Below are 13,178 nucleotides of genomic sequence, written 5' to 3'. Positions count from 1 at the left end.
CCTCCTTTGCATGGCAAATATAGCATCGTTATTGGATTATTATTATGAATCCATGTATCCAGAATTACAGGTTTTGGAATTGGATAGGCTTCGGATTATTAAAAAACTTCAAAAGGCAGCTCTTTTCCTTGCTCTCATAGCCGTTGGAGTATTTCTGGTTCTTATACACCAGACTATCATGGCTCCTTTGCAAGCCGCACTTATCTGCGCAATGGGTGGATTTTTAATCTATATGTTTGTCTACCGCCATGAAAGTTCAGGTTATGCTCTTTTATTTAAAGACCAAGTCATTGAGAAGATTATTCATTTTGTGGATGATTCCCTTACGTACCGCAAAAGTGACACTATCAGGGAAGCAGAGTATCAAACAAGCGAACTTTTTCTTGAATCTTATGATCGTTTTAGTGGAAGTGATCTTGTCAGTGGAAAAATTGAAGGGGTAGATGTACGTTTTTGTGTAATGCATGTCGAAAGAAAAGAGCGTGATAAAAACAATAAAGAGCAATGGCACGATATTTTTTCAGGACTCTTTTTTGTGGCTGAATTTAATAAAGAATTTCACTCAAACGTTGTTGTTTTACCCGATATTGCTGAGCGAACATTAGGTGTTTTAGGAACATGGTTACAAGGGATGAACATTAGTCGAGGAGAGCATATCAAGCTTGATCATGTAGCGTTTGAAAAATATTTTGTGGTCTATGGCAATGATCCCATTGAAAGCCGTTATATTCTTTCGCCATCGCTTATGGAAAAAATTGTCGAATTTCGTCACAAAATCAATAAAAATATCTCTCTTTCTTTCATAAATTCAAAAATATATATCGCCATACCCTACACAAAACCACTTTTTGAGCCGATATTATCTCGTTCCCTTTTAGATTTTTCCTATATTAAAGAGTATTTTGAGATTTTAAATACTATGATAGGAATTGTTGAGGAGCTTAAACTCAATGAAAAGTTATGGAGCAAACGTTAATGTTTAATGAAAGACTACTCAAAATATCGTTAGGCTTTATTATTTTATTGATTATAGTGGGATTTGTCGCGATTAATTATATGCTCAAAGATGAAGCGAGTATCTCTTCTTACGCCGATTCTCCTGTTGCCAAAAAAGTAACAAATGTAAGTACCGATGCACAAGAAGTCAGCTTAGATACAATTTTCATCAATATACGTTCTCAAAAATTTAAAATCCTAAAAGCAGATATCGCATTAGAAATGAAAAGTAAAAGCGGCAAAAAAGCGCTTATGAACAATATGGATAATGTACGCAACGCCGTGCTTCAATATCTCAACACGATGGATTCTAATGGTCTAGAGACGGTTGCGGGGAAAGAGAGACTCAAGAGTGAGCTTATCAGTATGTTAGAAGATACCTTCGGTTATGAAATTGATACAATCTATCTTAAAAATTTTATTCTTTCTCCTTGAAAAGCATTAAACTACCCCATGAAAGAAGCGCAATAAAACTGGCATAAAGATAAAGATACTCTCCGTAAAAATTTCCTGCAATCAGCGCTCCTACAAATCCTCCAAGTCCAAATGAAAGACCATAATAAAACTGTGCCGCAAGTTTTTTCTGCTGATACAGCGTATATAGAAGACTTAGGGCTGCTGTGTGATGCAGTGCAAAACAAAATGCATGAAGAGATTGTGCCGCGTAAGCAATCAAGAGCGATGAGGGAAATAAAAAAAGTAAAAACCAACGAAGCGCTGCTGTTAAGACACCAAATTTCACTAAGCTCAAAAGATTAAAACGGCGTAACAGAGGGGATTGAAAATAAAAGAGCACAATCTCACAGATAACACCAAATGCCCACAAATAACTGGTGGTTTCTAGACTAATGCCATGACTGGTTTCATAAATGGTAAAAAAGTTATAAAACGCACCAAAACTAACTTGCAAGAGAAAAAAGCTAATCCATAAAAACTTTACATGTAAAAGTTGAAACGGTGTGTCGCGCGGTGTTAGAACTTCAAACACAGGGTTATTATTTGTCAGCCAATACGCAAAAAAAGCTGTCAGTGAAATACCCAATAAAAGATAATGCAAGCCATTGCTGTAATCTTCTAAATGTCTTGCTAAAACAATACCAATGAGCATAAAGCCAATGGAACCAAAAAGCCTTGATTTACCAAAACGCTCTTTTTGAAGATGCTCCATAGCGTAGGTTTCAACGTAGGGAAGTATCATTCCAAGGCATGCACCCAGTAACATATTGGGAAGCATAAAAAAGTAGAAGTTATGAATAGCAAAATAAAAAAGTACGATTGCAAAAATGGCGCCGAAAAGAGCAGTATAAAAAACTTTTTGTGTCAGCTCAAAATGTTTGAGAAAGAAAAAAGGAACCACAAACCGCATTAATGGGGCTAAGGCAAAAATAGTACCAATTTGTAAAGCACTGTACCCAAGCATTTGTAAAATTTTCGGCATAAAAATGACGTAAACGCCTGTTACGGCAAAGTATGAAAAGAAAAACCCAGAGATTTTAAAAAAGATCACGCAATTTTACTTCAAAACAGGAGCAGAGTGTGTGAGAATATCATGAATAAAAAGACGATCTTTGCGAAAGAAAGGGAAGAAAAGCCCAATAAAAGTGGCAAATACACTAAGTGCAATGACGTAGCGTATCAGAAGACGGCTGAATGAAACTCTTTTCAGCGTGGTTGTGTCTATCAATTCAATTTCATAGGCTTTATAGCCAGGCGTTTGACCTTTTATGGCAAAGAAGAGGATCGTAATAAGCCCATAAGGGACGATGACCAGAAGCCATCCTAAAATCATATGTGCCGCAAAGCCTTCACGCGAGCCAAAAATAAGATAGAAAACAATGTAAAGAATGGGCATGAGAAGCATAAAAGAGTCCACAACAAACGCCTTAGCGCGTCTTGTGAAAGGTGCGATGGTGTAAGGAAGTAAAGAAGCGTTTGCCTCCTTCTTTCCTCCTCTTTTTGTCTCTCTCCATCGCATTGTAATTTAATTACCTCGGCTACCAGGTTTGATGGCAACACTCCCTTCTTTGCATAAAGGACATTTGCTTGGCTCATAAATGTCAAATTCAAAATCAGCCAGAGCAAAGAATGGTGCATCGTTGGGTAATTTACATGTAGGTTTTCCCTCTAAATTACTGCCCACGCGTTTACAAAAACCACGATTGGCTAGGGCTGCAAATCCAACGATAATGCCACCCATGTTTTCGGCAACTTTAGCGGCTTCAAGTGCAGAACCGCCTGTTGTGATGATGTCTTCACACACAAGGATTTTTTCACCTTTTTTGATTTCAAAACCTCTTCGAATAGTCATTTCGCCATTGACGCGTTCTGCAAAAATAAATCGTTTTCCAAGTGCGCGCGCAAGTTCATACCCTGCTAAAACACCGCCAAGGGCAGGGGAACAAATGGTATCAACTTCTAAACCATGGGCTTGAATCATACGTGCCAGTTCAACTGCTAATGCTTCGGCAACTTTTGGGTCTTCCAAAACTTTGGCACTTTGAAGATAGAAGCGAGAATGTTTACCGCTACTGAGTAAAAAATGTCCTTCAAGAAGGGCATTTGCATCTTTATAAATTTTCTCAACTTGCATGGGTTACCTTAAATTTTAAGTAGTTCGGCTTCTTTTTCTTTCACTAAATCATCGACTTTTGAAACAGCCGCATCGGTAATTTTTTGGACTTCATCTTGTCCTTTTTTAGACTGATCTTCTGTGATAAGTTTATCTTTTTCCAGTTTTTTCACTTGATCATTTGAGTCTTTACGTACATTACGAATAGCAATTTTTGCTTTATCACCCATGATTTTCGCTTGTTTTGCACCCTCTTTACGTTGTTCGCTTGTCATTGGAGGGAAGAATAGCTTGATAGCCTCACCGTCGTTGTTTGGATTGACGCCGATATTAGCTTGCATAATTGCTTTTTCAATCTCTCTGAGCATCTTTTTTTCCCAAGGAGAAATTGTAATCGTTGTTGCATCTGTTGCTAAAACAGTAGCCACTTGGCTAAGACCTGTAGGTGTTCCATAGTAATCGACATGAATGTTATCTAGAATTGAGATAGAAACTTTACCACTACGAATGGTCGTGAAGTCGCGTTTAAGTGCTGCAATACATTTTTCCATATGCTCTTTTTGTTCAGCATAGATTTTATTCAGTTCCATATTTATCCTTTACAAGTAGTTTCGTTGAGATTTTATTGCCCACAGAGACAATAATGCGTGTACGCTCTTTAGAGGCTATTTTATTAATTTCTGCCTGAAAAACACCATCGCTTAAAGAGGTTTCTTGGTATCCATATCCACTAATATAAATACCGCCTTTTGAAGCAGACGTGTCCGCTTTGACATAAAGTGAGGTAATTTCATTCTTTTGGTTAAGTGTCTCTGGTTTATTCCAAGAGGCATTAAGTGCTTTGTATTTAAGGAAGCTTGCGAGGTCACTTTTGCCTACCAATGCTGAACGATCCAAATCCAAAGGATCGCTGAAGGTTGCAATAGCACCCATATTTTGATTTAATAGGGCTTCAAAGCCATAGCTTTGTGCAACTTTTTTCACTCTGGGGGTAAATTCACCAAAAGGGTACGAAAAATAGTGAGGTTTGAGACCCAGACGTTGCTCAAAAAGTGAAAGTCCCTCTTGAAAATCATGGTGAAGTGCTTCATCGCTGAGTTCGTTCATATGTGGATGATTCATAGAGTGAAATTCCAATGAGCCATACTTTGCAGTATCTTTTAGTTGTTCCCAGCTCATAAAATCACCGTATTTATGCTCGGTAGCGCCTACATAGACAAACATCGAAAAAGGGTAGTTGTACTCTTTAAAAAGGGCTAGCCCATGCTCGTAAAAGCTTTTATAATTATCATCGATGGTTAAAATGACCCAGTTGTCGGGGATGCTTTCTTTGTTGTGCAGTGCTTGAACCAATGTCTGAAGAGGAACAACTTTATAGCCATTGTTTTTAAAATAATCAAACTCTTTGCGAAGCTCTTCTAGGGACGTGTTGGTTGAAGGGTACCGGTTGTCATTAAAACGATGGTAGATGAAGATATGCGCATCAGCCCATACCATCATGCTCAAACACAACACAATCCAAAGAGGTTTCATTGTTTACTTATTTAGTGCTAGGTGCTTCAGGAGCCACTGGCGCAGTAGGTGCTGCTGTCTCTGGCGCTGGAACGCTTGGAACAACATTTTTCTCTACTTTAATATCTTCAGCAACAGAAACTTTTTTATCTTGATTGTAAAAATAACCGAGTGTAAGTGTGTTTGCTACAAAAAGGATTGCAACAACAAATGTGAATTTTGCCATAAATCCTGCTGGACCTTTAGCTCCAAAAAGAGATTCATTACTTCCGCTATAGGCGCCAAGTCCAATAGATGAGCTTTTTTGTAGTAAGACAGAGACAGTTAAAATGGCGGTTAAAACAAATTGTAAAACCAATAAAACGGTGGTCATAAGAGATGTCCTTTGTTTTCAAAATAGTGTAGAACCAAGGATTATACCCAAAATGGGTTAAAAAATCGTTAAAGCATATTAAAATCAACCGTGATTTCGTCGATAGACCGCGCAGGTAAGTAGGTTTTAGCGTATTCTAGATAGACACCAGATGTGTAAAAAAACTTCACCAAATCTTTATCGAGTTCATTTTCTTTGGCCATGGTGTACAGAATTTTCATAGCGGTTGATAGAGGCATTCCTGCTTTATAAGGTCGGTCACTGGCGGTGAGGGCTTCAAAAATATCGGCGATGGCTAAAATACGAGCTTCAAAACTGATTTCGTCTCCTTTGAGCCCTTGGGGATACCCTTTCCCATTAATTTTTTCATGATGGTTTCCTGAAATTTGAGGAATTTCTTTGTACTTTTTTGGAAACGGTAACTTATTTAATAAATCAACGCTAAGTTTAGCATGGTCGTTGATAATGTCGCGTTCCTCTTTGGTTAATGTTCCTTTTTGTGTGCTTAAATGATAGGCTTCATCTTCCGTTAAAATTGTATAGATTTCATCACCGATATGCCATGACGTGTGCGCAAGTGCTTTGATTTTAGCAGCATCCGTATCGCTTAAGAAGGTATCACCTCTGTTATGGGTTTGAATCAATTCCCACGCATCTTGTAATCGCTGTTTTTGCGTCATGTAGTGAGCTTCAAGCACTTCAAGCTCATACGTCTCCTTGCCTTCTAAATGTGCAATTTTTTTCTCCAAAAAATTTACATGTAAAGCGTGCTCAATAGTCGAAATACGGCTCTTAACAAGCGTGATGCGGTCAAAAATTGCTTCGAGCTTTGTAGCCTTATCAACAATTTGTTCAGGGGTTGCAAGTTTCCCGATATCGTGCATTAAGGCGGCGAAATTAATCTGTTTGAGCTCTTCTTGGTTGAAATGCTTTTGCGTGTAGAGCGTTGTGTCATTATTGATAGCCCGTGATAGCATAAGACTCAGTTTTACCATACGTTTGATGTGCCCTGCCGTATAGGGTGATTTTTTCCCAATAGCAAAGATGATGCTTTTTAAAAAGGCTTCAAGTAGACTTTCTAGGCCTTGAATGAGCGATGTATTGGTAATCGCAATGGCTGCTTGTGACGCAAGGGATAAAGAAATTTTTTCATCATCACTATCAAAGGGAATCACTTCGCGTGTTGAGGAGTGTAGTTTATTAAGAAGCTGTAAAACACCAATGATTTCATTTTCATGATTTTTCATTGGAATCACCAGCATAGATTTGGAGCGATACCCTGTTCCTTGGTCGAATTTCTTGGTTCCATCAAATGAAAAGCCTTCGGTTTCATACACATCGGGAATATTAATCAACCTATCTTCCAAGGCACATGTTACGGCAACCATTTTTTTATTGGGTTCGTTGTTTTCTAAATACAGTGGAAGTGGCTCCCAGGTGATTTTTCCGCTTGATCCACCCATTTTGATGTTTAAAGAGTCGGTTTGTGCAATTGTAAAACGAAGTTGGTGCTGGTCTAGCAAATAGAGTGTGCCTCCATCAGCACTGGTTAGATTTTTAGCTTCGGTAACAATTATCTCCAAGAGTGAATTAAGGTTTTCATTGGCTGAAAGCGCTGTTCCAATTTGCGTTAGCTTTTGAACACGTTCATCACTGCTCAATAACGTACTAAGGCACAGTTCGCCTGTTGCAATGTCAATGAGTTCGCCATCTTTTAAAATATTATGCTTTTCAATGCCGATAGCGCAAAGCTCGTCGGTAATTTGGTCCATATAAAAGGGCTTGAGATGATTGATATAAATTTTGACATCTCTGTTTAAAAGTTTGAGCCCTGATTCTAAAAAATTAGGGGTAAGATGTTTACTCTCCTTTGCAATTTTTGTCAAACGATTGGGAAAAGAGACATCAATAATCAACGCTTTAATGGCACTGTTTTCATTCAGTGTTTGCCAGAGCAGTTCATTGTGAAAGGAATCCCCAGAAAATAAAAGTGCGCTGTTGTGCTGTTCAATAATATACCCGCAGCAAGGAACGGTATGGTTGGATGGTATAGGAATGAGCGTAATGCCATCTTCAATAGGATAACGCTCAAAAGGAGTAATGCTGACATACTGCAATGCCGGTACGGTTGAATTTAAAAGAGGAATTTTGTTGAAATTAGGCCACACTTCATCGTTAAAGAGGTGTTTTTGTAGTGCTTCTATGGTTTGAGGAAGCGCATAGAGTATCAGTGATTCGCTGCGCTTGACAAAAAAATTATCAATCATAAACGCGCTATCAATGATATGGTCTAAATGGGCGTGTGAAAAGAAAATACGATGGATATGTAAGGCGTCATCGCCTAGCGCATGCATGATGTTCCCTGCATCAATAAGCGTGTGTTTTGTAAGTTGGAGGCACGTGGTAAAAGCATTTTGTGCTCGGCTCCCTTGTGCGCCAAGAATGCGAATCTGACTCATACTTATCCTTTGGTTGTGTGAACAAACACACCGTTAAATTCACTGGGTGGAAAAGCAATATAGTGCGAACAGCGTTCACAATAAATTGTGTAAATCGTATCATTAATATGATAATTTTTTTGTTTTAAATCTTCAAATAAGGTCAGTGCTTCACGAAACTGTGCTTGTTGATACTGTCGGAGTGCTTCATGGTACAACGTCAGTTCTTCTTCAAGCATCTCTTGCGAACATTCATACAAAGGTTGTTGATGGTTAGGAATGCTTTTAAAATCATGCACCTGCCATATCTCAACGGGTTCTTGCTTCCCTTTTACCGTGACTAAATCCAATAATCGCATAATGTACTCACCTTTTAATTGGCGCTTGGTAAAATGCGAAATAATCACATGGGCTCCGTAATATTTGCACAATGATTCCAACCGTGAACCAAGATTGATAGGATCACCAATAACGGTAAAATCGCTTCTGCGACTGGTTCCCATTTCGCCAACAATGGCAAGACCCGTATTGATACCAATACCAATATCAATGATGGGCTTGTTGTTGTGAAGCGCCATCGTATGAATAGCGGAGAACTCAGGGTTTTTCTGTAAACTTTGATTTAATTTGACCAAATGATGCAGTTGTTCTAATGCCGCAGAGACTGCTTTATCGGCATGATTTTCAACACTCAGTGGCGCGTTCCAATAAGCCATAATCGCATCGCCGATAAACTTATCAACCGTACCACCCGCTTTGATGATAATGTCTGTCATCGGGTCCATATACGCATTCATAAAATGAATCAGATGTTTTGGATCTCCCGCTGCTTCGGAAATGGCTGTAAAATTACGAATATCCGAGAAAAAAATCGTAATCTCTTTTTCCATACCTTGTAAAAAATCGGCTTCACTGCTTAAGATATTATTCATAACGGCAGGGCTTACTTTACTGGCGAATTTATGTTTAATCATCTCTTTTTGCTTGATTTCAAGAAAATAGTTAATGGCTTGCCCCACGATAAAAAGAATAGTGATAGAAACAATCGGCAGAATAGTGTTGAGCAAAATACTTTGATAAACCATCGCATAATAGTGCGCTGCGATAATGATGAGATTAAGCGCCAAAAGGCCACTAAAACTCAACAAAGCGCTGGGGAGCAATAAAAGAGCAAACGTGACCAACACCAATAATACAATACTCACCATATCAACACCGCGCGTCCAAATGGGTTTTGCAATAAAATTTTGATGGAGGATATTGTCAATGGCATTGGCATGAACTTCGACACCTGCGTAAACACTTTCAAACGGAGTACTTCTTAAGTCCAAAAGTCCTGCGGCTGAGGTTCCCACTAGGGCTATTTTATCTTTTACATGTAAAGGATTGACATGCTTGTTGTACACGTCAATCGCGGAGATATACTGATAACTGTTTTGGCTCCCTCTATAATTAATCATTAAGCGCCCAAAAAAATCGGTAGGGATTTTGTGTTCGCCTATAACAATTTGATTGAGACCATTTTCATCGTATAAGATGTCCACTTTTTTTTCACCCAAAATGAGGCGCGCCATCTCTAAACTAAGTGAAGGATAAATCACGCCATTGTATTCCATGACTAAAGGGATACTTCGGACGATGCCATCGCTATCGGGAATGGTATTGAAATAGCCGCTAGAATAAGCTTTTTGTTGAATAAGAGGTATATTTAAAATAGGGCGATACGGTTTTATCACATACGAGTGATTAGGACGTTCATGCTCAATCATAATGGCAGATGTTTTAGGTTGCCCTTCGGGTTGGATAGAATCAGGCGTAAGTGCAAAGACATAACCCACAATGGTGGGAGTGTCTTCAATCGTTTTTGCCAACATTTCATCGTAATTAGGAACATCCTGAAACGGAAGCCCCAATTTTTGAAAAACATTGTGAGGCGAGCTATTATCTGCCTCTGCAAAGACAACATCCAAGCCAATGATAGCAACGCCAAGGTCAGATAAATTTTGAAGCAAGGTAGCCACTTTGTCTCTGCTCCAAGGCCATTGTCCTAGTGCTTTAAGACTTCTTTCATCAATATCAACAATGATGATGTTTTCATCGCCCGGAAGTTCTCCACGGCTTTGAAGCATCAAATCTTTGATTTTATACTCAAAAGGTTGCCATACGGCGTTAAAATGCAAATAGCCTACAACACCACTGAGTATTACTACCAGTGTAAAAAAGAGTTGCAGTAGGCTTTTTCGCATAGGTTAAAATGTCCACATAATACTGGCTAACGCATTGAGTTTATCGTAATCGTACGGTTCATGATTGGAATGATTGTCGCTGTAAGCAACACTCGCACCTAAAGAGAGATTTTTTTGGACGGTATAGCCCAAAGAGAGTTCATATTGGTCTTTTTCATCATGACGTTTTGTTAAAAAGATAGAATCGACATCGCTGTAACGATCTTCAATGCGAGTATAGCCAAAAGAGCCTCGTAATGTTTTGGTAAACTCTTTGGAAAGGTCTATGCCGTATTTAAATTCGGTGTAATCTACATCGGTGCGTGTTGATTCAACCTCTTTGTTAATGCCATAGCTGGTTTGAAGGGCAAATGAGAAAAGATTGTCACCGACGATGCGTCGATAATTGGCGTAAATGAGATGCGCATTGACATCATGTGTCTCTTCGTGATAGTACCCTCGTTTAAAGGTGTACCCTCCTTCAATAGCCGAAAGTGGATCAAGCAAATAAGTATTTTTAATACCAGCTCCAACATTGTAAAGATAGCCTTTACCATCAATATACACACGATCAAACATCACGGGGAGTGCGAATTTGACTTGCTTTTCACTCCATGTGGGAGCACTGGAGAGTGAAAAAAGAACAAGATTATTGAGGCTTGATTTTGAATACAGCTTATCATACCCTACAAAACTATTTTCCAATGTCCACCCGCCACGTTCACCAAAATCATAGCTATGGTTGAGAACAAATGTTGAAAAACCGTAGCCATCTTTTTCTTTACTGCTTCCAGAAATGGGTATATTAAGAGAAGGAAGGATAAATGCTTTATTGCCAATATCGTTATTGACATTGCTATCATAACCACCACCTACAATAACGGCGCCATTAAAGTGATGTGGACTGATACTTGCATCAATGCGACGTTTAAAAGCCATCGCTACATCGCGTATATCGCTTGGGAGTTGGTCATTAAGAACCAAATTGAGTTCCGTTTGTGATAATTCCAATTGTTGGCGTTCATAATAAAGTCGTGCTAACTCAAGATGGGTTCGCGTGTGTTTAGGGTTGATCATTAAAACACGATCAAATGCGGCCATCGCTTCATCGTATTGACGAAGTTCCAACGCACAGCGCCCGACAAAGAAGTTGATTTCTGCACTCTGCGGGTTTTGTTCTAAAAGTTGTTCAAAAAGAGGATAGGCTTGTTTAAAATCTCCTTGATTATACGCTGCTTGTGCATGCATATACAGCTCTTTGGATGTGATATCCGTAGCCAAAAGATGTGTACTCAAAAGAGCGATGAGAGTAAGGGTTGAGAGTTTCATTCTTTGACCGCCTTGAAAACGCCTGAAGCCGTGCTTGTTCCAGCGGTTGCTTTAAAGGTTCCACCGACTGCTTCAGCCGAAGTACCATAAAATTGACCTGTGACGGTACTGGAACTTCCTGCTTGAAGGGCATTATTGATTTTAACAGTATCGCTATTGGTCGTGCTAAAGGTTGTTCCATCACTCGGTATTGTCGCTGATACTCCAATGTTCCAAGATTGCGGTGTTGTTTGTTCGGTTTGAAATTTGATATAACTGCTGTTTAGCAAGCTACCAGTGCCCCCACCAAAATCAAAATTGAAAACCACTTCATTATTATTCGTTGCATCAATAGCATACGTATGAGAACCATCGCTGACAGAACCTAGCACATGCCCGTTGTAGGTATAAGAAGTGACAGCTTCCCCTGCGATTAAAGAGGCAATGGTTGCCGCTGCCGCATCTGTATCAACACCTGCCACCCAGTAATTGGTTGTTGGAAGCAGCATGCTATCGTCATGGGTTTTAACGGCCCAATATCCCCATGAAACATAATCGTTAGGATAGGAGTTTTCCGTTTGAATCCATCCTTTATAATTATCAAAATCTTTAATCGAAAATGAGTTCAAGTCGTTATACGTCATCGTTAAACTATTGCCAGATTTTTTTAAATCTAATGAAGTAATAGCGTCTGTATCTCTATCTAAGACAATAGAGCTAAACGTTGTTTCACCATTGTTACGCAAACTATCGTTGGTGCTATTGATGGTAAGAAGAAAGGTATCGGCTGTGCTGAGTATCTCTGTCTCATCCATTATATAGCGCGATGTGGATAAGCCTGATAAGCTAATCGTACCACTGTGGGTTGATGAAGAAAGGAGCGTTGGATTAAAGATAGGGTAAAAGTCATCACTATAATGGGTAACTTGTCCTACAACATTCGTGTATGTCGTTGATTGTTGCGATGTCTGCGCGGCTTGTGCTGCAAGCGATGGAGCACTTAATGGCTGTGGTTGTGATGCAGGTGTTGGAGGTTGCGGCTGAGGGCTTGTTCCTCCTCCTGCAAGTTGTTGTATAAATGATGGCGTTACATGAACAGGTGGGGATGGCGGTTGGGAAGCCGAGAGAATGGTTGTCGCAAATCCGGCATTGACAAGAACGCTTCCTCCTTGTGTTGTAACATCAATCGCTCCTGAGAGACAGGCGAACAGACTGGGCGTTTCAGGTTGGTCACCCATTTGCCCCGCCAGTGTTGTTCCTCTAATGCCAATAGTCGCTGTTTTGGTTTCAATCTTAAAATTTTCAGGTGCTGTTTTGCCAATTTTTCCTGTGATGCTTTTAAAGGTTCCTTGTGTAAATTTAAATTTCGCACGAGGGTTTTGTGCATCATTGATGTATTCTTTGATATCTAAATCGCTTTTACTGCCCAGTGTAATCACGGTTTTATCATCAAAAACGAGTTGAATTTGGCTATTTTCACCGGTTTTGATGAGGTCATTTTCCTCTAAAAGAGCTCCAGTTGCAAGTGCAATCATTTGATGATCACGGGTTGCACTCGCTTCACCTTTCAGAAGAGAGACTTTTCCAATAGATGCCCATAATTGCGTTGCAAAAAGTAAACATAAAATAATTCCAAAACGCCCGAAATTAGACATTGTAGCCCCCTACACATGGTATTTTAATAATTTTATGAAAAGATTTCTTAAAGTAACATTGCCTCTTCTTACGGTGAATGGCATAGAATACTAAAACAGTCA

Annotated in this window: 12 protein-coding genes; 2 read left to right on the top strand and 10 right to left on the bottom strand. The window is 39.3% G+C overall.

What is annotated here, in order from left to right:
- The first annotated feature begins 10 nt into the window (after positions 1–10).
- Together AC5SLP_RS08940 and AC5SLP_RS08935 are read left to right on the top strand one after the other, a co-directional pair.
- Complete coding sequence (locus tag AC5SLP_RS08940) at positions 11–976, top strand: DUF3137 domain-containing protein (protein WP_495254824.1); 966 nt, start codon at positions 11–13, stop codon at positions 974–976.
- The gene (locus AC5SLP_RS08935) at positions 961–1,431 is read left to right on the top strand and encodes a flagellar basal body-associated FliL family protein (protein ID WP_495254823.1); all 471 of its coding nucleotides are present in this window, start codon (positions 961–963) and stop codon (positions 1,429–1,431) included. The genes AC5SLP_RS08940 and AC5SLP_RS08935 overlap by 16 nt, the downstream gene beginning before the upstream one ends.
- Here AC5SLP_RS08935 and AC5SLP_RS08930 read toward each other — a convergent pair.
- The 10 genes from AC5SLP_RS08930 to AC5SLP_RS08885 all read right to left on the bottom strand — a co-directional run bounded on the left by AC5SLP_RS08930 (position 1,415) and on the right by AC5SLP_RS08885 (position 13,076).
- The gene (locus AC5SLP_RS08930; RefSeq protein ID WP_495254822.1) at positions 1,415–2,503 is read right to left on the bottom strand and encodes an MFS transporter; all 1,089 of its coding nucleotides are present in this window, start codon (positions 2,501–2,503) and stop codon (positions 1,415–1,417) included. The two genes, AC5SLP_RS08935 and AC5SLP_RS08930, sit on opposite strands and share 17 nt — an antisense overlap.
- Before the next feature lie 6 nt (positions 2,504–2,509).
- On the bottom strand, positions 2,510–2,971 hold the full coding sequence (locus AC5SLP_RS08925) for an RDD family protein (RefSeq protein WP_495254821.1): 462 nt from the start codon (positions 2,969–2,971) through the stop codon (positions 2,510–2,512).
- Between the two features lie 6 nt (positions 2,972–2,977).
- Complete coding sequence (pyrE, locus tag AC5SLP_RS08920; RefSeq protein WP_495254820.1) at positions 2,978–3,586, bottom strand: orotate phosphoribosyltransferase; 609 nt, start codon at positions 3,584–3,586, stop codon at positions 2,978–2,980.
- 8 nt (positions 3,587–3,594) lie between these two features.
- Positions 3,595–4,155 carry a ribosome recycling factor gene (gene frr, locus AC5SLP_RS08915; RefSeq protein WP_495254819.1) on the bottom strand — a complete coding sequence of 187 codons (561 nt, stop codon included), beginning with the start codon at positions 4,153–4,155 and terminating at the stop codon, positions 3,595–3,597.
- A complete protein-coding gene (locus AC5SLP_RS08910; protein ID WP_495254818.1) occupies positions 4,142–5,098 on the bottom strand; it encodes a polysaccharide deacetylase family protein in 957 nt (318 codons plus the stop codon). The genes frr and AC5SLP_RS08910 overlap by 14 nt, the downstream gene beginning before the upstream one ends.
- A 7-nt stretch (positions 5,099–5,105) precedes the next feature.
- Entirely contained in the window at positions 5,106–5,450 is a 345-nt protein-coding gene (gene secG, locus AC5SLP_RS08905; protein ID WP_495254817.1) for a preprotein translocase subunit SecG, read from the bottom strand.
- Between the two features lie 68 nt (positions 5,451–5,518).
- Complete coding sequence (locus AC5SLP_RS08900) at positions 5,519–7,909, bottom strand: HD domain-containing phosphohydrolase (RefSeq protein ID WP_495254816.1); 2,391 nt, start codon at positions 7,907–7,909, stop codon at positions 5,519–5,521.
- A gap of 2 nt (positions 7,910–7,911) precedes the next feature.
- Positions 7,912–10,134, bottom strand: a complete 2,223-nt coding sequence (locus AC5SLP_RS08895) for a CHASE2 domain-containing protein (protein ID WP_495254815.1) — start codon at positions 10,132–10,134, stop codon at positions 7,912–7,914.
- 3 nt (positions 10,135–10,137) lie between these two features.
- Entirely contained in the window at positions 10,138–11,442 is a 1,305-nt protein-coding gene (locus AC5SLP_RS08890) for a surface lipoprotein assembly modifier (protein ID WP_495254814.1), read from the bottom strand.
- The gene (locus AC5SLP_RS08885; protein ID WP_495254813.1) at positions 11,439–13,076 is read right to left on the bottom strand and encodes a FecR family protein; all 1,638 of its coding nucleotides are present in this window, start codon (positions 13,074–13,076) and stop codon (positions 11,439–11,441) included. The genes AC5SLP_RS08890 and AC5SLP_RS08885 overlap by 4 nt, the downstream gene beginning before the upstream one ends.
- Between the last annotated feature and the right edge of the window lie 102 nt (positions 13,077–13,178).

This window comes from Sulfurospirillum sp. E15m (assembly GCF_059415145.1).
This window is presented reverse-complemented; position numbering and strand designations above follow the sequence as displayed.

Bases quoted from the DNA above. Each gene is read 5' to 3' on its own strand.
- AC5SLP_RS08940 (WP_495254824.1), top strand. From the start codon at position 11: ATGGCAAATATAGCATCGTTATTGGATTATTATTATGAATCCATGTAT.
- AC5SLP_RS08935 (WP_495254823.1), top strand. From the start codon at position 961: ATGGAGCAAACGTTAATGTTTAATGAAAGACTACTCAAAATATCGTTA.
- AC5SLP_RS08925 (WP_495254821.1), bottom strand. From the start codon at position 2,971: ATGCGATGGAGAGAGACAAAAAGAGGAGGAAAGAAGGAGGCAAACGCT.
- pyrE (WP_495254820.1), bottom strand. From the start codon at position 3,586: ATGCAAGTTGAGAAAATTTATAAAGATGCAAATGCCCTTCTTGAAGGA.
- frr (WP_495254819.1), bottom strand. From the start codon at position 4,155: ATGGAACTGAATAAAATCTATGCTGAACAAAAAGAGCATATGGAAAAA.
- AC5SLP_RS08910 (WP_495254818.1), bottom strand. From the start codon at position 5,098: ATGAAACCTCTTTGGATTGTGTTGTGTTTGAGCATGATGGTATGGGCT.
- secG (WP_495254817.1), bottom strand. From the start codon at position 5,450: ATGACCACCGTTTTATTGGTTTTACAATTTGTTTTAACCGCCATTTTA.
- AC5SLP_RS08900 (WP_495254816.1), bottom strand. From the start codon at position 7,909: ATGAGTCAGATTCGCATTCTTGGCGCACAAGGGAGCCGAGCACAAAAT.
- AC5SLP_RS08895 (WP_495254815.1), bottom strand. From the start codon at position 10,134: ATGCGAAAAAGCCTACTGCAACTCTTTTTTACACTGGTAGTAATACTC.
- AC5SLP_RS08890 (WP_495254814.1), bottom strand. From the start codon at position 11,442: ATGAAACTCTCAACCCTTACTCTCATCGCTCTTTTGAGTACACATCTT.
- AC5SLP_RS08885 (WP_495254813.1), bottom strand. From the start codon at position 13,076: ATGTCTAATTTCGGGCGTTTTGGAATTATTTTATGTTTACTTTTTGCA.